Raw genomic sequence first — 17,013 nt, forward strand, 5'->3', positions numbered from 1 at the left:
TATAACATGATATTTCATTTTTTTTTACAAGAGGCGTTGTAATCAACAATGTTAAACCAGTAACTAGTTAGCATATACTACATTTATAATGAAACTTATGGCAGTTTCATAATTTATAAATCAAAGCGTCACTAGTATTTCCATCTTTATAAACATAATAGTTTTTACGTGTAGAAATATACTTAAAGCCTACTTTTTTATATAGCTTTATAGCGTTAGAATTTTTCACATCGACTTCTAAGAAAAACTCCTTTATCCCTTTTAATTTTAACTCTTGAATACTAGCCTCTAAAAGCTGATATCCTAAGCCAGCTGATTGATTATTTTTACCTACACATATGTATAAAAGTTCTGCCACATCAAGAATATAGTTAAATATACTAACACCCTTTAGTTGACCATTTTGCAAAATTCCAAAAACTAGACCATTATCATTAAAACTTTCAAATATTTGTTTATCTGACCAATTAATATAATCATCGGTCTTACGAATTAGGCTAATGACTTGATTGCAATAACTTTCATCTAGAACTAAAATCTGCATACTGATATAGTTTCTGTAATATATATTTTTTGCTTTCTACACTTAATAGTTCAAACTCATCTGAAATAAAATCTTTTTGATAAATATTGATTGCTCCTTGTTGATCTAAGTTTTTAGATGTCTCATATATGTTAACCCTTGAATTAAAAAACAAACTTTGGATCACATTTCTTAAGAAGTTAAGATTTAAATCTTCTGATACAAAGATATTTACAAATCTATCACTGTCAACATTATTAGAGTATATAAATTTACTATCTAAGTTTTCTTTCTTTATTGGATCTACTACAACAGATAAATCTTGTTTTGTTGTTTGATTAGAAGAACTATACTTATCCTTTAAACACCATATATCTATATCAAAAACATCTTTTAGCTCTTTTTCAAAGCTCATACTATCTCTCTAACCTTTCAACTAATTTTTTTGGGTAACTATATGGTTTAAGTTTAACTGACTTACGTAGGTTGTTTACCTCTGTAGGTAAAAGTTCCAACGTTTTTCCACGAGATACATATTTAGGTAATATTACATCACCAAACCTAACGCGCGTTAATCTACTTACTGTAACACCTACAGCTTCAAACATACGTCTGACTTCTCTATTTCGCCCTTCAGACAAAGTTACATAATACCATAGATTAGCTCCTTCACCACCTGAAAATCTTATGCTATTAAATTTAGCCAAACCATCCTCTAGTTCTATACCTTCTTTAAGTCTGTTTAGTACATCATCTGATAGTTGCTGACCAAACACTCTTACAGCATACTCTCTTTCTATTTCATAAGAAGGATGCATTAAACGATTAGCTAAGTCTCCATCAGTTGTAAACAATAGCAAACCTGTAGTATTTATATCTAACCTTCCTACCATTATCCAGCGCGATCCAGCTAGCTTGGGTAATGATTCAAAAACTGTTTTTCTATCTTTTTCATCTTTAGTTGTACAAACCTCGCCCTCACACTTATGGTATATTATTACTCGGGGTCTTGTCATTGGTTGACCGTACAAATGTAAAGCTTTACTATCAAAACTTATTTTATCTGTATTTGACGCTCTATCTCCTAATTTAGCAACTTTGCCATTTACTTTAACTCTACCTTGCTCTATAAACTCTTCTATTTTTCTTCTTGAGCCTATACCGTATTTAGCAAGTATTTTTTGAAGCCTTTCTTGGCTATTATCCAAACTGTTAGTTCTGTCCATTATTCTATACCACCGTCAGAAGCTGAGAAAAACTGATCTATATTATCATCATTAAAATCTTTTGAAGAAAATATTAATCTCACTGTAGCAGCCTCATCTTTATTATGTGTATATTCTGCTAACTTCAATCTCAGCTTTAATACACGCTTGTTATTAAAAAATTCCCCATTGTCCTTCATCTCATATATTACCTTGTAACACTCTTTGTATTTTCGTTGCTCAAAGTACATCTCTGCTAATCGCAATTTAGCACCTAAGTAGTTTGTTCTAAATTTATCAGCTTTTTCCATAAAATCTAGAGCGTCTTTTTCCTTACCTTGCTTATACATACATTCAGAATATAAAAAAAATGTCTGTGCCATATCATTATTGTTAGATACATACAAAGATTTATCAAATAAATGTTCAGCTTCAGTATAATTACCTTTTACTTGGCATAAAAACTGAGCATAAAAATTCATTGCTTCAAAATTTTTAGGCTGGTTATAAATAGCGTCTTTATAATATTTTTCAGCTATAGAATTAGCCCCTATTGTTTGATAATAATATCCAGCTGCATAATCAACTATCGCCAACTTATAACCATGCTCTTTTGCTAATTGCTGTGCTTTGATTAACTTATTTTTAGCTCTATCTAGATACCCGTCATGTGAATAGATAATAGCTAATTCAGCATTGAGAGTCGTTGCTTTTTTATAATCAGCTTTTTGTTCCGTCGCTCTAGCAGGTACTGTATACTCTACAACATTACCCTCTACTAACTGAGGGGATTTTTTTTGTTCACCTTGAATGCTATTTTGCTGATAGCTAGAGTTATTAGGTTCTAGAGTAGAACATGCTCCCAAAACACCTAATAGTCCTACCAATAGGCTAATTTTCTTTAAATTAGCTTGCATTACTATCTCCTATTTCTTTCAAGTATCTTTCTTTTCTTCTGGTTTTATCAGTGACATCACCAGCAAGTTGGCCGCAAGCAGCATCTATGTCATCACCTCGTGTCTTACGTATTGTAGTAACAAAACCATTTTGCTGTAAAAATTCTTTAAACTTATGGATTCTGTTGTTGCTAGGTTTCTTATAAATAGTTCCTGGATAAGGATTAAATGGAATTAAATTTATTTTAGCAGGGACTTGTCGGGATTTTAATAGCTCTACTAAGTCTTGTGCGTCTTGTAAATTATCATTAATTTCATTCATTAATGTATATTCAAAAGTTATTTGCTTATGAGGTCCTTTTTCCGCATACATTTTACAAGCTTTTAATAATTCATCTATATCATATTTTTTGTTTATAGGTACGAGTTCATTACGTAAAATATTATTTGAAGCATGTAAAGAAACTGCCAATGACACACCTGATTGCTCTAGTAGATCATATATTCTAGGAACAACACCTGACGTACTAAGAGTAACTTTTCGCTTTGACAGACCATATGCTAGATCATCCATCATAATATCCATAGCTGGTACGACATTCTCAAAATTCATCAATGGCTCACCCATACCCATCATTACAATGTTTGTAACTGTAAAATCATGTTCACCATTGTTTTTGGATAAAGTCCTAGCGGCTATCCAAAGCTGAGCTATTATTTCCGCTACTGTCAAGTTTCTGTTAAAGCCTTGCTTACCAGTAGAACAAAAACTACAATTTAAAGTACAACCAACTTGTGATGATACGCAAAGAGTCCCCCTACCTTCTTCTGGTATAAACACAGTTTCGATTGCACTACCACCAACATCTATTAACCACTTGTGTGTGCCGTCTTTAGAAGCTTTACTAAAGACTACTTTAGGTACTGTTATATATGATAGATCTTTTAGCTTATTTCGTAAGCCTTTACCTAAATCTGTCATAGCATCAAAATCTATGACTCCTTTTTTATGTATCCATTTAAAAACTTGTCTTGCATGGAATTTTTTTTCATCAATTGATATAAAAAAATCCTCAATTGACTTTTGATTTAAACCAAGTAAATTAACTTTAGTGTCTTGTTGCATAAAAGCTCTCTTTAAATATTTTTTTATAATATAGATTTATTCGTTATATCCCATATCACCAGGCATAATATAATCATTTTCATTAGTTAAATTCGTAAAACTAGCATATTGACCATCAAAACGCACATGCACTGTTCCTATAGGACCGTTACGTTGCTTACCTATTATTATTTCACCGATATTTTTATTATCTTCTTTATCTTTGTTATAGACTTCATCTCTATAAATAAACATTATCAAATCTGCATCTTGTTCAATAGCTCCTGATTCTCTTAGATCAGACATCATTGGGCGTTTATCTTTACGATCATCAACGCCTCTGTTTAATTGTGATAACGCCACTACAGGAATATCTAATTCTTTAGCTAAAGCTTTCAAAGAGCGAGAAATCTCAGATACTTCTAAAGTTCTATTTGTTTCATAACCAGGTATTTTCATTAACTGTAAATAATCTATTAAAATCATAGATAGACCACCATGTTCATTGTACAATCTACGAGCTCTTGAACGCATTTCTGCTGGAGTCAACGTTGAAGTGTCGTCTATATACAAAGGCATTTCACTGAGATTTTTCATAGCTGTAGTAATCTTAACCCAATGAGCATCATTTAATCTATTACATTCTTTAAGTAAATTCATCTCAACACGAGCTTGGCTAGCTAGCATCCTTGTAACTATATCTTCCGCTGGCATTTCTAAGCTAAATACTAAAACTGGCTTTGTAGCAGCTTTAGCAATATTTTGCGCGATATTTATACCTAAAACTGTTTTGCCCATAGATGGCCTAGCTGCTATAATTCCTAAATTAGCTCTCTGCAACCCTGAAGTCATTTTATCTAAATCTATAAATCCCGTAGAAGCTCCTGTCAAACCCGTACCAGAATCAACTATTGCACTCATTCTATCCACAAGTTTTGGAATCACATTTTTAATAGATTCAGGACCCTTCGTTAGGATATCCCTTTCTTTTGCAATATCTAAAATTCTACTTTCAGCATAATCAATTACTTCATCAGGGTTTCTTGATTCTGCAGAATATATTTTTTGGATGATATCGTTAACACTATTTTGTAAGCTTCTTAATTTAGCTTTATCTTTAACGATATTAGCGTAAGTTTTAATATTAGAAATAGAAGGTGTATTTGTTGCTAAATCAATAATATATCTTTCACCACCTACCTCATCTAACAAACCTGCTGTTGCTAAATATTCACTTACTATTAATACATCAAAAGGTATATTTGATTGGTTAAGAGTGTTTAGCTGACTATAAATAATCTTATGCCTTCTATCAAAAAAGTCATCTATTAAAAGCAGATCCTCTACTAACTCAATATTTTGGTTATATAATAAAATATTTCCTAGTATAGCTCTCTCAGCTTCTAAAGAATAGGTTGTTTCTGCTGGCTTAAATTGATTAGTCATCATAGATTATAAATAAAAACCTTTTTCATAAATACAAAAAAACCATGCCTAACACATGGTTTATATTTATATATATTCAGATTTAAAAATGTGTTAGTTATATTATTATAAACTAACTTTCAGAAGCTACAACATTTACTTTTATATCAACGTCAACATCTGTATAGATATGAATTGTAAGATCAAACTCACCAATACTTCTAATAACACCTTCAGGCATACGAACTTGGCTTTTCTCAACCTCTTTACCAGTTGCTTCAGATACAGCTTTTGCAACTTCAGCAGTACCAACTGAACCAAACAGTTTACCACCCTCACCTGCTTGAGCTGCTATAGTGAATTCTTTACCTTTTATAGCTTCAGCCGTAGCTACTGCTGCATCAAATCTAGCTTTTTCTGCTTTTTGAAGCTCAACTTTTTGAGCTTCAAAAGTTTCTATATTAACTTTAGTTGCCTGTACAGCTTTACCAAAAGGGATAAGAAAGTTTCTTGCATAACCTGGCTTTACGTTTACAACATCACCTAATACACCTAGGTTTTCCACTTTTTCTTTTAAAATAACTTGCATTATATCAATCTCCAGTACTAGTTAAAATGACGATCACAGTACGGTAGCAAAGCTAAAAATCTAGCTCTCTTTATAGCTGTAGATAACTGTCTTTGATATTTAGCTGATGTACCAGTTACACGACTTGGAACTATTTTTCCAGTTTCTGTTATATAAGCTTTTAGCTTATTTACATCTTTATAGTCAATTTCTTTAACGCCATCTACTTTGAAACGGCAAACTTTACGACGACTCATTCTTAAATACCTCTATAAATTTATTCTAAATTACTTCTTTTTCACTAGTTTGCATCATAACTGATGGCTCTATAACAGCTTCTTTTTTTGATATAACCAAACGACGTAATATAGCATCGTTATATCTCAAATTTTCTTGAAGTTTATTTAGAGATTCAGTACCACATTCTACATTAAATAACACATAATGTGCTTTATGAAGCTTCTCTATAGGGTAAGCTAATTGACGACGTCCCCAATCTTCAAACCTATGAATTTTCCCACCTTTTTCTTCGATAATACTACGGTACTTATCAAGCATGGTTTGTAACTGATCTGATTGATCAGGATGTATCATTAATACGATTTCATAATGTTTCATTTTTTATAAACTCCTTACGGTTTATCATTAATTATTTTCTACACTGATAAGCCACACAAATAAAATTTTTATGTAGCAAAGAGCAAACCATATTCTACTAATTATATATATTGATATCAACTTATTTTGACCATAAAAACTCTACTCGAAACAAAAGGTTAATATTTTAAAGCATTTTTATTTTCCTAATGTTAGAATTAAATACATCAAATTTAACTTCCCTTTTACTTTCAGTATTAGATAAAAGTTTCATTACAAGAGGTGTCAAGTATGCAAAATAAAATCACGAAATTTGAAAATTTCCTAACGCAACTTCAGTTAAATATTACTAACACATTAGAGGACTGTGAAACTAATAACCAAAGGTTTATTAGCGATAAATGGCAAAAATCTAATACCCCTGAGCAAAAACTTAAAGGATATGGTAATTCTATGATCATCGAAGAAGGTGAGGTTTTTGAAAAAGGAGTCGTTGCTTTTTCAAAAGTACATGGCGATGCCTTACCACCATCAGCAACAGAAAAACGTAAGGATTTAGCAGGTAAATCTTTTATTGCTACAGGAGTATCTTTAGTAATCCATCCACGCAACCCTTTTGTACCAACATCACATGCTAATTTTAGATTATTTGTCGCTGGGGCTGATACTGATAATCCAATTTGGTGGTTTGGTGGAGGATTTGATCTTACACCGTATTATCCATTTGAAGAAGATGCTATTTATTGGCATAAAACAGCTAAGAACGTTTGTGACAAACACAATAAAAATTATTATCCAAAATTTAAAAAATGGTGTGACGAATATTTTTACTTAAAGCACCGTGATGAATGCCGCGGTGTGGGTGGTTTGTTTTTTGACGATCTCAACGAAGAGTCTTTTGGAAAATGTTATGATTTTGTTACTGAGTGTGCAAATGCTTATATAAAAGCATATGTTCCTATTGTTGAAAAAAGGAAAAATATATCATATTCACAGCAACACAAAGATTTTCAACTCTACCGCCGTGGCAGATACGTAGAATTTAACCTAGTTTTGGATAGAGGAACAATTTTTGGTTTACAAAGTGGTGGTAGAACAGAATCTATACTATCATCAATGCCTCCTATGGCTTCGTGGAAATATAATTGGCATCCAGAAGAAGGCTCTGAAGAAGCTAAAATTTACGAGTATACTAAACCAAGAGATTGGATAAAATAGAATCTTAATGTTCCTTGTGTATGATAATTTTATCAAATTTCCACCTACGCTAGCGCTTTCAAGGGACTGTTGCAAGCTGGAATTAAGTTTAGATGAGTGGTAACAAGGCAAAATAATTCTAAAAAGCACAGTTTACACGTAGTAAATGAGCATTTTGAGAATATTTTTAACACAGTTAGAAACATATAATTTTAGTTTACACAGTTAGTTGAAGACCCTCGTTTCTTTATATATACTCTAAGTTAGATATTTTAACTAGCTCATCATATATTCGTAGTTTTTCCGCTTCAGTATATATATCTCGAGGACTATAATTCCCCTCAAAAGAATAACTAACCAAATCATTGTAACTATATATATTTAGACCAGATGGTGCTTTAAATGAAAAATTTTCTTTATTAAGCAATTTATTAAAATATTCACACTTATTAAATATTTCTAACGCTATTTTACCTGTTGAAGTTTTATGAAATATCTTTTTGTCAAAAAAACTTCCTCTAGGTATCAATATACATTTTAGTATTGTTTGAAGCTGTTGTTTAATTTTCTCTATCTTTTCATAGTCTAACCTTTGAATTGAACGTTTATTATATTTATCAATTTTCTCAATAGCTTCTTTTTTTCTTTTGCTCCATGTAACTCTTAAATTAATATCTTCAGATATCTCTCTTATAAAGAAAATAAATGATTCGTTATCTCTTAGTGTGCTTATTTGAAGAAGTATATGGTCAATATTTTCCTGTTGATATTCTTTACATTTTTCTATGTATTTGAACAAATTTGCTGTTATCCAATAACAAGAGCTCCCTGTTTTAATCGCAAAATCATTATCCCAAGTATTTTTTATGCAAAAGTTTTGATAGTTTTCAGATCTCCAGTCCTTTCTCTTTAGCTCCATTAAAACCTTTTGCATTTCTTCTTCTCGAGTATAATGCTCGAACATATATTTAAACTTGTTTTTTTTACTCTCTTTACTTCTCCTCTTAACAAGAGTTAAATTTCCTATACCTCCATACAAGTCTTGTGGTACAGATTGACCAAACCCAAGCCAAGGATCAATAACAATATTATTATCGTATTTATCCATTACAACAGTAATAGCGTGGTGTAACTTCTCTGAAAAACATAGGTTAATTTCATAAGAGTTATCTAGTAATTCAGACAATAACGTATATGTAATAGCAGCATATTCCTCACATGATGCATACTTATGAAACAAAGACACATATGCTCTTCTTCTGGGATGGTAACCCTCTAATTTTAAAGCTTGAGACTCTTCAGTCTTGAAAGGCATATAACTATTTGCTAACTTATCTTTCTCTTTTGTAAGTTCAGATAAATAAAACCATTCATTATAAGCCTTATTTAATTTTTCATTTACACTTCTAGCATGAGAACCATAACTTAAATAATGTGAACTATTATTTGTTGATTGTACTTTGAATTCATATAATACTTTATTAATTATATAATTCCCCACCAACATAATATAAAACTTACTAAGCATCTTATTAGTGAAGCTTTCATTTTTATAATCCATTAAATAGACTATAAATCTACACTTTTGGCACTCCACCTTAGATGTTTTCTTAAGTTCTTCATCTAAAAATACTGGTATTTGATCAATATCTGTTATTGCATCTTTTTGATCTATTATCTTACGTAGATTATTTGAATGGCATCTCCTACACCTAATAATATTGTTACAAAATGGACAGGCATGGCTAAGTAAATTTAACAAAGTATTACAATTACTGCATAATATAGTATGCTTCATCCTCTTTCTTACTATATCCTAATTTATTCGTGTGTTTAATATTATCATAAATTTAAAATAAATTTACATAAATGTTTTAAAAAATTATGAACTCTGGTTCCCCTGACCAAGCCATAGGATAACAACCCTTTCTCCATATTAGTTATATGAATTAACTAAGTATCTATTTATTAGTCTTTTTCAGGCACGGCTAGAAAATGCTTTAATAAATTCAATTTATATCCATCTATTTATAAGAATAATTCATGTGCTAAAATAATCATTAGTTTTAAAAAAACTTTTATATGTTTATGAAAATTAATTTTTGTGCAGGTCCTGCTGTAATACCAACTTGTATCATTGAAAAATTACAAAAAATGATGACTAACTATAAAAATACTGGTGTCTCATTATTATCCATTTCCCACCGTGATAAAGCTTTTGAAGAGGTTTACGATTCAATACAAACTAAACTTAGGTATTTATTAAATATCCCAGATGATTACTCTATATTACTTATGCAAGCAGGAGCAACGGCTCAATTTGCTGCTATACCTATGAACTTATCAAATAAGTATAATAAAGCCCTTTATATCTGTAGTGGTCAATGGTCAGAAAAAGCAGCTAAAGAAGCTGGAAAATTTATAAATGTAAAACCAGTCCAATACGATAATAATATAGTTGAAAATTTTATCTCTAATAAATATGATTATGTTTATTATACAGACAATGAAACCGTAGATGGCTTCCAAATAAATCAACTAGCCAAATCCTGCAATACTGATCTAGTATGCGACATGTCTTCGAGTTTTTTATCAAAACCTATCAATATTAGAGACTATGGATTAATTTACGCTGGAGCGCAAAAAAATGCTGGTATACCTGGACTTACTATAGTTATACTAAAGAACTCATTAATTAAGCAGCAAGAGAATTTACCTATAGTATTTGACTATGATATTACTAAAAAATCTAATTCTCTTTATAACACTCCTTCTGTGATTTCATGGGTCACCTTTGAGTTAACCTTAGAGTATTTGATAGATAAATTTCAAAATTTAGATGAAGTGGAAAAATTTAACAATAAAAAAGCTGAAATTTTGTATTCAACAATTGATAATTCTAAGATATATAAAAATGATATAGATCCAATATATAGGTCAGGCATGAATGTAATATTTCAGTTACCAACGGAGGAAATGACTAAAGAATTTCTTCTAAAAGCAGATAATAAAGGATTCTATGGCTTAAAAGGTCATCGTCTTGTAGGTGGCTGCAGAGCAAGTTTATATAATGCAGTATCTTTAGAAGATGTAAATGCATTAGCTAAATTCATGCAGGAGTTTGAAAATGAACAACTCTAAAATTATCACTATCGATGGTCCTAGTGGAGTTGGCAAAGGTACTTTAGCTCAAGCTTTAGCAAAACATCTAAACTATAAGTTTTTAGACAGTGGAGCGATTTATAGATTAGCTGCATTGCATTGCTCTAGAAATGGTACAAGTTTAGATAATGAAACAGAGGCTTATAAAACCCTTGGAAATCTAGATATTAGGTTTGAAATAGGTAACTGTTCTATAAAAACCATTCTAGCTAACAATGATGTTTCCAAAGAAATCCGTACAGAGAAAATAGGTATGCTTGCTTCAAAGATAGCTGTATATCCTACTGTAAGAGAGATTTTATTAAATAAACAGCGTGATTTCGCTACCGAGCTAGGATTAGTAGCTGACGGCAGAGATATGGGAACAGTAGTCTTTCCTGATGCAAAACATAAGTTTTTTCTAGATGCTAACTCGCAGGTTAGAGCCCAAAGAAGGTTTAACCAATTAAAAGAAAAAAATCAAAATCCTAATTTCGAAACTATATTAGCAGATATTGAAAAAAGAGATTTTCAAGATAGAAACCGTAAAATAGCCCCCCTAAAGCCGGCTGACGATGCTATAGTTATTGATACCTCTGATCTATCTGCTGAAGAAGTTTTTGATAAAGTCTTAGATACAATAAAAAATAACTAGAACCCCACTTTTATAACTTCACCATTAGCAATACCAGCAACAGATTTTAGATAAGCCTTTGCCACACAACTAGCCTTAATAGCTTTAAATCCAACAAAAAATGGTGCATATTTTTCTAAAGCTTCTTCAACAACAGTAGGGCTAACAATATTTATACGAAAATCAGTATACTCTAATGAAGCTGCCTTAACAAAACCCTCTAGAGCAGAATTTATAGTTGCGGCTATAGTGCCATTAGCTATTGGCTGTACATTTAATATTCCTGATGTAAGTGTAAAAGACCCTCCTTTTGAAACATACTTTGCACCAATTTGGACTAAATTTATTTGCCCCAAAAGCTTGTTAGATAGACTTAAACCCCAATCTTTCTGCTCTATATGACGTATATCCTTAAACGCAACTTTACCTGTAGTTGATACAAGAGCATCAAAGCTTTCTATCTGTTCAAATAATGCGTAAATAGAGCTTGTATCTTGTATATCAACTTTGTAATCAGCACCTTTTCCAGAGAAATTAACTGAAGCAACATCAAAGCCAGCTTCAACTAAAATTTTGTACGTTGCTGAGCCTATTACTCCTGTAGCACCAACTAAAACAACTTTTTTAGCCATAAATTATTTAGACTCCAAATATTTTAATAAGTTTTCTGGAGAAGTCTCTCCATATGGATCGTCTTCTGCATTATCTCTTTTACCTGGTTCTACAAAAAATTTCTCAATGTTTCCATTCTTTACAACCATAGCGTATCTCCATGATCTTTTACCAAAACCAAGATTCTCTTTATCTACAAGCATATCTAGGGCTGCTGTGAACTCTCCATTTCCATCAGGAATTGGCTTAATATTTTTAATCTTTTGAAACTCGATCCATTTATTCATTACGAACGAATCATTCACAGACAAAACATAAATTTCATCTATACCAAGCTCTTTAAATTTATTAAAATTATTTTCAAAACCTGGCAACTGATATGTAGAGCAAGTTGGTGTAAATGCTCCAGGAAGTGAAAATACAATCACTCTTTTGTTACCAAAAATTTCTGAAGTAGTCAAATCTTGCCATCTAAATGGATTTGAACCACCAATACTTTCATCTCTAACTCTAGTTTTAAATGTTATACTAGGTACTTTTTTTATCATTTTTTTATTCTCCTATGTTATTAGATACACAATTTATTGTATTACAAATACACTAATTGTAAAATATATAAAACTTATAATTATGATAAGTTTTCCTTATATGAATACTAGAACCTTAGAATACATAATAGCGGTGCATGAAACCAAAAGTTTCATTACAGCGTCAGAAAAATGTTTTGTTAGCCAACCAGCATTGAGTATGCAAATCAAAAAATTTGAAGACTCTTTAGGTTTACAAATATTCGAAAGAGGTACAAAACAGATATTTATCACAGAAGCTGGAAAAAAAATAATTATTCAAGCTTATAAAATAATTGCTGAAGTAAAAAACTTAACAAAAATAGCTAACATCTATTTAGCTGGCAATAAAATTAACATCTCTATAGGAGCTTTCCCCACTATATGCCCCTATATCATGCCAAAGGTTTTACCCTCTATAAAACAGCAAATACCAAACCTAAGTATCTCTATAATTGAAGAAAAAACTGACATTCTTATAAATATGCTCGAGCATGGAAAGTTAGATTTTGTCTTACTTGCTGACACTATAGATCATAACCAGCTTATATCTAAAAAATTATTTGATGATAGATTTTTTATTGCTGTAGCTAATACAAATGAGCTTTCTAAAAAAAAGAGTCTAACTACAGCTGAGATTATAAAAGAAAACCTTATGATTCTTGATGAGGGTCATTGTCTTAGAGATCAGACTCTAAAGTTATGCTCATTAAACGAATATAACAATAGTAATTTTAAAGGGAGCAGTTTAGAAACTTTACGGCAAATGGTATCCATTGACGAAGGCATAACTCTTATACCAGAAATAGCTTGTACTCAAATGGATAATATAAGTTATTTAGCGATAAATGACCCAAAATTTAAAAGGGAAATCTTTCTGGTAATGAGAAAAAACTCCATATACAGTGAAATTTTTAACCAACTAGCTACTATTATAGTTAAACATCATTAGACATAATTTCTCATTTACTAACTAAGTTTTCGAAGTGTTTTATGGGAATATTTTAACACAATTGCAATCATATAATTTTAGTTTGCAACAGCTCCTTATCCTTACTTGAACAGATAGAAGACTTAGATTAAACCAATCTTAATTAATATATGACTCATTGCTAATATCCTATCAAAATTTCATCCTGATGTTGTAATAATAGCAAATAAAGAAATCATTCCATGCATAATTTTCTAATTTGCTTTTTTTTAATAAGGTAATCACAACAATCATCTTGTATTTAATGTCTTTAAAATGGTATCATTCAAAACTATAAATCTAAAAACTATATGGTTTATAATTTTGATTTTAAATAAAAAATTTAGATTGTTTTTCTTTATATTTTTAACTTTTGCAAGTTTCTGCAACATTTATGCAGCAACAACCCGCAGTGAAATACAGTATTTAGTAAAAAAATATGGACTAACTGATGCAAAAATAAGTATAGCTGCCCAATATACAGCCTCTGGTGCAAATTTGTACGCTTATGGTCAAAATAGGTCAATGAAACCTGCTAGCAATAATAAAGTCTTCACTATGGTAGCTGCTCTATTTGCTATACCTGATAATTTTACATTTACAACTACAGTAAATTATTCCAGTAAAAAAGTAAAAGGTCACGTTTTATACGGAGACCTATATATAAAGTTTTCAGGCAATCCTGCTTTAACAGGAGATCAATTATTATCTTTACTAAAGCAAATAAAAACTACAAAAGAAATAACCCAGATAACTGGAGATGTATACCTTGTTGGTAATTTCTCAGGACCGTATATACCAGAAGGATGGTCAAAAGAAGATAGTACTTTTTGTTATGGAGCCCCAGCTTCAAGCTTTACTATAAACAGAAACTGTACTGTAATAAAGCTTGCTAAGAACCCAAACAGCTTAACAACTCGTGTAATTACACTTAGCAACGCTAGCAATATTACTATCAAGGATACTGCTGAATACACAAACTTAGCAAAACCAACTATCATTTCAATGAATGACGATAACATTTTACATATTAGAGGTTATTTGTCCCGTGCTGCAGAAAAAATGTTCAAATTAGCTATTAAAAATCCTGCTTTAAAGACATTAAATACTGTGGATGACTTTCTAAATTCCAGTGGAATTAAGCATAACAAAGTAGCTATAGCAGCCTTAATACCATCAGGAAATGATGAACAACTAAGTATAAGCTCTACAACAATAGGGTACTTTATCGACCAAACACTTAAGCACTCTGATAACCTGTATGCTGAAACGATATTAAATACTATTGGTTTAAAGGAAAAAGGCATAGGCTCAATCAGTGTTGGAACATCAGCAGTCCAAGAAATTCTTTATACTAAACTTAATTTAGATACCTCAGCACTAACTATGTATGATGGTTCAGGATTATCACATCTTGATAAAGTCACAGCCCAGTTCATGGTTGACTTTTTAACTAAATCTTTTAATAGTTCTATTGGTAAAAAGTTTTACAATTACTTACCAGCATCTGGAATAAGTGGAACCATATCTTACAGAATGGGAGACAAGCTACTAGGTAAAGTACATGCTAAAACAGGAACTCTAGCTGGAGTTTCAACTCTATCAGGTTACGTTCTTACAGCAAAAAATCATTATGTAAGTTTCTCAATTATGCTTAATGACATTAAAGCTTCTGATCGATATAATGCCCGTAGATTCCAAGATAAAGTGGTCGATGTTTTTTATAGGTATTTATAAATGAAAAAAATATTTAAGATCATATCAATAACTACTGTTTTAGGTATACTTAATTCTTGTGCTACTGAACAACCTAAAAATATAAATAATGCTTGTAGTATAATACATCAATATCCTGACTGGTATTATGATATGATTGACTCCTACAACAGGTGGGGAGTACCTCTTAATATTCAAATGGCTTTTCTTCGCCAAGAATCATCTTTTAGAGCAGACGCTAAACCTTCTATGAATTACTATTTTGGTTTTATACCAGCTGGTAGAGCCTCATCAGCGTATGGATATGCCCAAGCCCTTGACGGCACATGGGATCATTATAAAAAAGAAACCAAACAGTCTTTTGTATCACGAACAAATTTTTCTGACGCTGTAGATTTTATAGGTTGGTATTTAAACGATGTACATAATAAAACAGGCATCAACAAAACTGACGCTTATAACTTATACTTAGCATACCATGAAGGTATTGGTGGATACAAACGTGGTACTCATAGAAATAACTCTTTTTTAAAGAACTATGCCAGAAAAACAGCTGATATAGCACAAAAATACTCTAATCAATTGCAAAATTGTGAAGCTCCTCGTAAACCATTATTATCTTACCTATTCTAAGAAATCTATGAATATAAAACCTTTCCAGATAATAACAAATATACGCTGGTCAGACACTGATAAGAATGGTCATGTAAATAATGGGAAATATTTTGATTATTTCGAAGAAGCTCGTACTGAATGGGTTTATAGCTTTAAAAAGCTTATTAACTGGAGTTTAAAAAACTCTATCCAGTTTGTTATAGCAGAACAAAGCTGCAAATATATATTGCCTTTACTACACCCAAACAAAATTGAAATAACTCAGTATGTACTTAAAATAGGAGTAGCAAGCATAGAATTTAGATACGAACTAAGAATACCAGGAAATGGTAAAATTATCACAACAGCACATACTAAACTAGCTTGTTATAATTTAAAAACAGCTAGATTAGAAAAAATACCTAATGACATAAAACAAGCTATTTTAGAAAACCACAATGAGTAATGAAAAGCAAAACCTTAAAAAGCTAGAAAAGCAAATATTACGAAAAACCGCCCAAGCTATTAATCAATACAATATGATTGAAGATGGTGATAAAATTATGGTCTGTTTATCTGGAGGCAAAGATTCCTATTGCCTACTAGAGATGCTCTTGCTACTACAGCAAAAAGCTCCTATTAAATTTGATATTATCGCAGTAAACTTAGATCAAAAGCAGCCTAACTTTCCTGAAGATATTTTACCAAATTATCTTAAAGAGAAAAATATAGATTTTCACATTATAGAGCGAGATACTTATAGTGTTGTAAAAAGAGTAATTCCAGAAGGTAAAACCACTTGTGGATTATGCTCTAGAATGCGGAGAGGCATCTTATATGACTTTGCACAAGAGCATGGAGTTACTAAAATAGCTCTAGGTCATCACCGTGATGATATAATAGAAACCTTTTTCCTAAACCTCTTTTATAATGGTACTATCAAAGCTATGCCACCAAAACTACTTAGTGATGATAAACGTAATATTGTGATTCGCCCATTAGCTTTTGTAACTGAAGAAGAAACTACAGAATACTCAAAACTAAAAAACTTTCCCATCATTCCATGTAACCTCTGTGGTTCGCAAGATAATTTGCAAAGAGTCTTTATTAAAGGTATGCTTAACAAATGGGAACAAAATAACTCAGAAAGAAAAAATGTGATATTTAAGGCATTATCTAACATTTCACCATCACAAATGCTAGATAAAGAGCTTTTTGATTTTTTTAATATATCAAAAAATGACATACAAAGATAAGGAGTCCA

20 protein-coding genes are annotated in these 17,013 nt (G+C 31.2%); 8 read left to right on the top strand and 12 right to left on the bottom strand.

Features of this window, described 5'->3' with window-relative positions; translation table 11 throughout:
- Window positions 1-106: 106 nt before the first annotated feature.
- From SD28_RS05750 to rpsF, 9 genes are all read right to left on the bottom strand, one after another.
- Entirely contained in the window at window positions 107-544 is a 438-nt protein-coding gene (locus SD28_RS05750; protein WP_039124975.1) for a GNAT family N-acetyltransferase, read from the bottom strand.
- Window positions 522-938, bottom strand: coding sequence for a hypothetical protein (locus SD28_RS05755; RefSeq protein ID WP_039124977.1), 417 nt, complete (start codon window positions 936-938; stop codon window positions 522-524). The genes SD28_RS05750 and SD28_RS05755 overlap by 23 nt, the downstream gene beginning before the upstream one ends.
- A 1-nt stretch (window position 939) precedes the next feature.
- Window positions 940-1,749: a 23S rRNA pseudouridine(2605) synthase RluB gene (rluB, locus tag SD28_RS05760; RefSeq protein ID WP_039124979.1), complete on the bottom strand. Its 810-nt coding sequence runs from the start codon at window positions 1,747-1,749 to the stop codon at window positions 940-942.
- Window positions 1,749-2,645, bottom strand: coding sequence for a CDC27 family protein (locus SD28_RS05765; RefSeq protein ID WP_039124982.1), 897 nt, complete (start codon window positions 2,643-2,645; stop codon window positions 1,749-1,751). The genes rluB and SD28_RS05765 overlap by 1 nt, the downstream gene beginning before the upstream one ends.
- A complete protein-coding gene (rlmN, locus tag SD28_RS05770) occupies window positions 2,635-3,750 on the bottom strand; it encodes a 23S rRNA (adenine(2503)-C(2))-methyltransferase RlmN (RefSeq protein ID WP_039124983.1) in 1,116 nt (371 codons plus the stop codon). Before rlmN ends, SD28_RS05765 begins: the two co-directional genes overlap by 11 nt.
- Before the next feature lie 36 nt (window positions 3,751-3,786).
- Window positions 3,787-5,175: a replicative DNA helicase gene (gene dnaB, locus SD28_RS05775; protein WP_039125832.1), complete on the bottom strand. Its 1,389-nt coding sequence runs from the start codon at window positions 5,173-5,175 to the stop codon at window positions 3,787-3,789.
- Between the two features lie 112 nt (window positions 5,176-5,287).
- Entirely contained in the window at window positions 5,288-5,743 is a 456-nt protein-coding gene (gene rplI, locus SD28_RS05780; RefSeq protein WP_039124985.1) for a 50S ribosomal protein L9, read from the bottom strand.
- A gap of 17 nt (window positions 5,744-5,760) precedes the next feature.
- Window positions 5,761-5,979, bottom strand: a complete 219-nt coding sequence (gene rpsR, locus SD28_RS05785) for a 30S ribosomal protein S18 (protein WP_035719428.1) — start codon at window positions 5,977-5,979, stop codon at window positions 5,761-5,763.
- 25 nt (window positions 5,980-6,004) lie between these two features.
- On the bottom strand, window positions 6,005-6,340 hold the full coding sequence (rpsF, locus tag SD28_RS05790; RefSeq protein ID WP_039124988.1) for a 30S ribosomal protein S6: 336 nt from the start codon (window positions 6,338-6,340) through the stop codon (window positions 6,005-6,007).
- A 270-nt stretch (window positions 6,341-6,610) separates the two neighbouring features.
- Between rpsF and hemF the strand changes: the two genes are divergently transcribed.
- Window positions 6,611-7,537 (top strand): oxygen-dependent coproporphyrinogen oxidase, encoded by a 927-nt coding sequence (gene hemF, locus SD28_RS05795; protein ID WP_039124990.1) that lies wholly within the window; start codon window positions 6,611-6,613, stop codon window positions 7,535-7,537.
- 226 nt (window positions 7,538-7,763) lie between these two features.
- Here hemF and SD28_RS05800 read toward each other — a convergent pair whose 3' ends face one another.
- Complete coding sequence (locus SD28_RS05800; RefSeq protein WP_039124992.1) at window positions 7,764-9,314, bottom strand: hypothetical protein; 1,551 nt, start codon at window positions 9,312-9,314, stop codon at window positions 7,764-7,766.
- Between the two features lie 290 nt (window positions 9,315-9,604).
- On the opposite strand from SD28_RS05800, the gene serC reads away from it, so the two are divergent.
- Both serC and cmk read left to right on the top strand, forming a co-directional pair.
- Entirely contained in the window at window positions 9,605-10,657 is a 1,053-nt protein-coding gene (gene serC / locus SD28_RS05805) for a 3-phosphoserine/phosphohydroxythreonine transaminase (protein WP_039124994.1), read from the top strand.
- Entirely contained in the window at window positions 10,644-11,312 is a 669-nt protein-coding gene (cmk, locus tag SD28_RS05810) for a (d)CMP kinase (RefSeq protein ID WP_039124996.1), read from the top strand. The genes serC and cmk overlap by 14 nt, the downstream gene beginning before the upstream one ends.
- Here the strand turns inward: cmk and SD28_RS05815 are convergent.
- Window positions 11,309-11,923, bottom strand: a complete 615-nt coding sequence (locus tag SD28_RS05815; protein ID WP_039124998.1) for a short chain dehydrogenase — start codon at window positions 11,921-11,923, stop codon at window positions 11,309-11,311. The two genes, cmk and SD28_RS05815, sit on opposite strands and share 4 nt — an antisense overlap.
- Window positions 11,924-11,926: 3 nt before the next feature.
- Complete coding sequence (locus tag SD28_RS05820; RefSeq protein ID WP_039125000.1) at window positions 11,927-12,451, bottom strand: peroxiredoxin; 525 nt, start codon at window positions 12,449-12,451, stop codon at window positions 11,927-11,929.
- 100 nt (window positions 12,452-12,551) lie between these two features.
- Here SD28_RS05820 and oxyR point away from each other — a divergent pair, with 100 nt between their 5' ends.
- The 5 genes from oxyR (at window position 12,552) to ttcA (ending at window position 17,005) form a co-directional block, all read left to right on the top strand.
- Window positions 12,552-13,421 carry an oxidative stress transcriptional regulator OxyR gene (oxyR, locus tag SD28_RS05825; protein WP_039125003.1) on the top strand — a complete coding sequence of 290 codons (870 nt, stop codon included), beginning with the start codon at window positions 12,552-12,554 and terminating at the stop codon, window positions 13,419-13,421.
- Between the two features lie 366 nt (window positions 13,422-13,787).
- Entirely contained in the window at window positions 13,788-15,176 is a 1,389-nt protein-coding gene (gene dacB, locus SD28_RS05830; RefSeq protein WP_052251920.1) for a D-alanyl-D-alanine carboxypeptidase/D-alanyl-D-alanine endopeptidase, read from the top strand.
- Window positions 15,177-15,788: a transglycosylase SLT domain-containing protein gene (locus SD28_RS05835; RefSeq protein WP_039125005.1), complete on the top strand. Its 612-nt coding sequence runs from the start codon at window positions 15,177-15,179 to the stop codon at window positions 15,786-15,788.
- Window positions 15,789-15,795: 7 nt separating this feature from the next.
- Window positions 15,796-16,215: an acyl-CoA thioesterase gene (locus SD28_RS05840; RefSeq protein WP_039125007.1), complete on the top strand. Its 420-nt coding sequence runs from the start codon at window positions 15,796-15,798 to the stop codon at window positions 16,213-16,215.
- Window positions 16,208-17,005 carry a tRNA 2-thiocytidine(32) synthetase TtcA gene (ttcA, locus tag SD28_RS05845; RefSeq protein ID WP_039125009.1) on the top strand — a complete coding sequence of 266 codons (798 nt, stop codon included), beginning with the start codon at window positions 16,208-16,210 and terminating at the stop codon, window positions 17,003-17,005. The genes SD28_RS05840 and ttcA overlap by 8 nt, the downstream gene beginning before the upstream one ends.
- Window positions 17,006-17,013: the final 8 nt, after the last annotated feature.

The organism is Allofrancisella guangzhouensis (assembly GCF_000815225.1).
GTDB lineage: Bacteria > Pseudomonadota > Gammaproteobacteria > Francisellales > Francisellaceae > Francisella > Francisella guangzhouensis.

Bases quoted from the DNA above. Each gene is read 5' to 3' on its own strand.
- hemF (WP_039124990.1), top strand. From the start codon at position 6,611: ATGCAAAATAAAATCACGAAATTTGAAAATTTCCTAACGCAACTTCAG.
- rpsF (WP_039124988.1), bottom strand. From the start codon at position 6,340: ATGAAACATTATGAAATCGTATTAATGATACATCCTGATCAATCAGAT.
- cmk (WP_039124996.1), top strand. From the start codon at position 10,644: ATGAACAACTCTAAAATTATCACTATCGATGGTCCTAGTGGAGTTGGC.
- SD28_RS05835 (WP_039125005.1), top strand. From the start codon at position 15,177: ATGAAAAAAATATTTAAGATCATATCAATAACTACTGTTTTAGGTATA.
- SD28_RS05800 (WP_039124992.1), bottom strand. From the start codon at position 9,314: ATGAAGCATACTATATTATGCAGTAATTGTAATACTTTGTTAAATTTA.
- ttcA (WP_039125009.1), top strand. From the start codon at position 16,208: ATGAGTAATGAAAAGCAAAACCTTAAAAAGCTAGAAAAGCAAATATTA.
- rplI (WP_039124985.1), bottom strand. From the start codon at position 5,743: ATGCAAGTTATTTTAAAAGAAAAAGTGGAAAACCTAGGTGTATTAGGT.
- SD28_RS05840 (WP_039125007.1), top strand. From the start codon at position 15,796: ATGAATATAAAACCTTTCCAGATAATAACAAATATACGCTGGTCAGAC.
- SD28_RS05755 (WP_039124977.1), bottom strand. From the start codon at position 938: ATGAGCTTTGAAAAAGAGCTAAAAGATGTTTTTGATATAGATATATGG.
- rluB (WP_039124979.1), bottom strand. From the start codon at position 1,749: ATGGACAGAACTAACAGTTTGGATAATAGCCAAGAAAGGCTTCAAAAA.
- SD28_RS05765 (WP_039124982.1), bottom strand. From the start codon at position 2,645: ATGCAAGCTAATTTAAAGAAAATTAGCCTATTGGTAGGACTATTAGGT.
- oxyR (WP_039125003.1), top strand. From the start codon at position 12,552: ATGAATACTAGAACCTTAGAATACATAATAGCGGTGCATGAAACCAAA.
- rlmN (WP_039124983.1), bottom strand. From the start codon at position 3,750: ATGCAACAAGACACTAAAGTTAATTTACTTGGTTTAAATCAAAAGTCA.
- SD28_RS05750 (WP_039124975.1), bottom strand. From the start codon at position 544: ATGCAGATTTTAGTTCTAGATGAAAGTTATTGCAATCAAGTCATTAGC.
- rpsR (WP_035719428.1), bottom strand. From the start codon at position 5,979: ATGAGTCGTCGTAAAGTTTGCCGTTTCAAAGTAGATGGCGTTAAAGAA.
- SD28_RS05820 (WP_039125000.1), bottom strand. From the start codon at position 12,451: ATGATAAAAAAAGTACCTAGTATAACATTTAAAACTAGAGTTAGAGAT.
- dnaB (WP_039125832.1), bottom strand. From the start codon at position 5,175: ATGACTAATCAATTTAAGCCAGCAGAAACAACCTATTCTTTAGAAGCT.
- serC (WP_039124994.1), top strand. From the start codon at position 9,605: ATGAAAATTAATTTTTGTGCAGGTCCTGCTGTAATACCAACTTGTATC.
- SD28_RS05815 (WP_039124998.1), bottom strand. From the start codon at position 11,923: ATGGCTAAAAAAGTTGTTTTAGTTGGTGCTACAGGAGTAATAGGCTCA.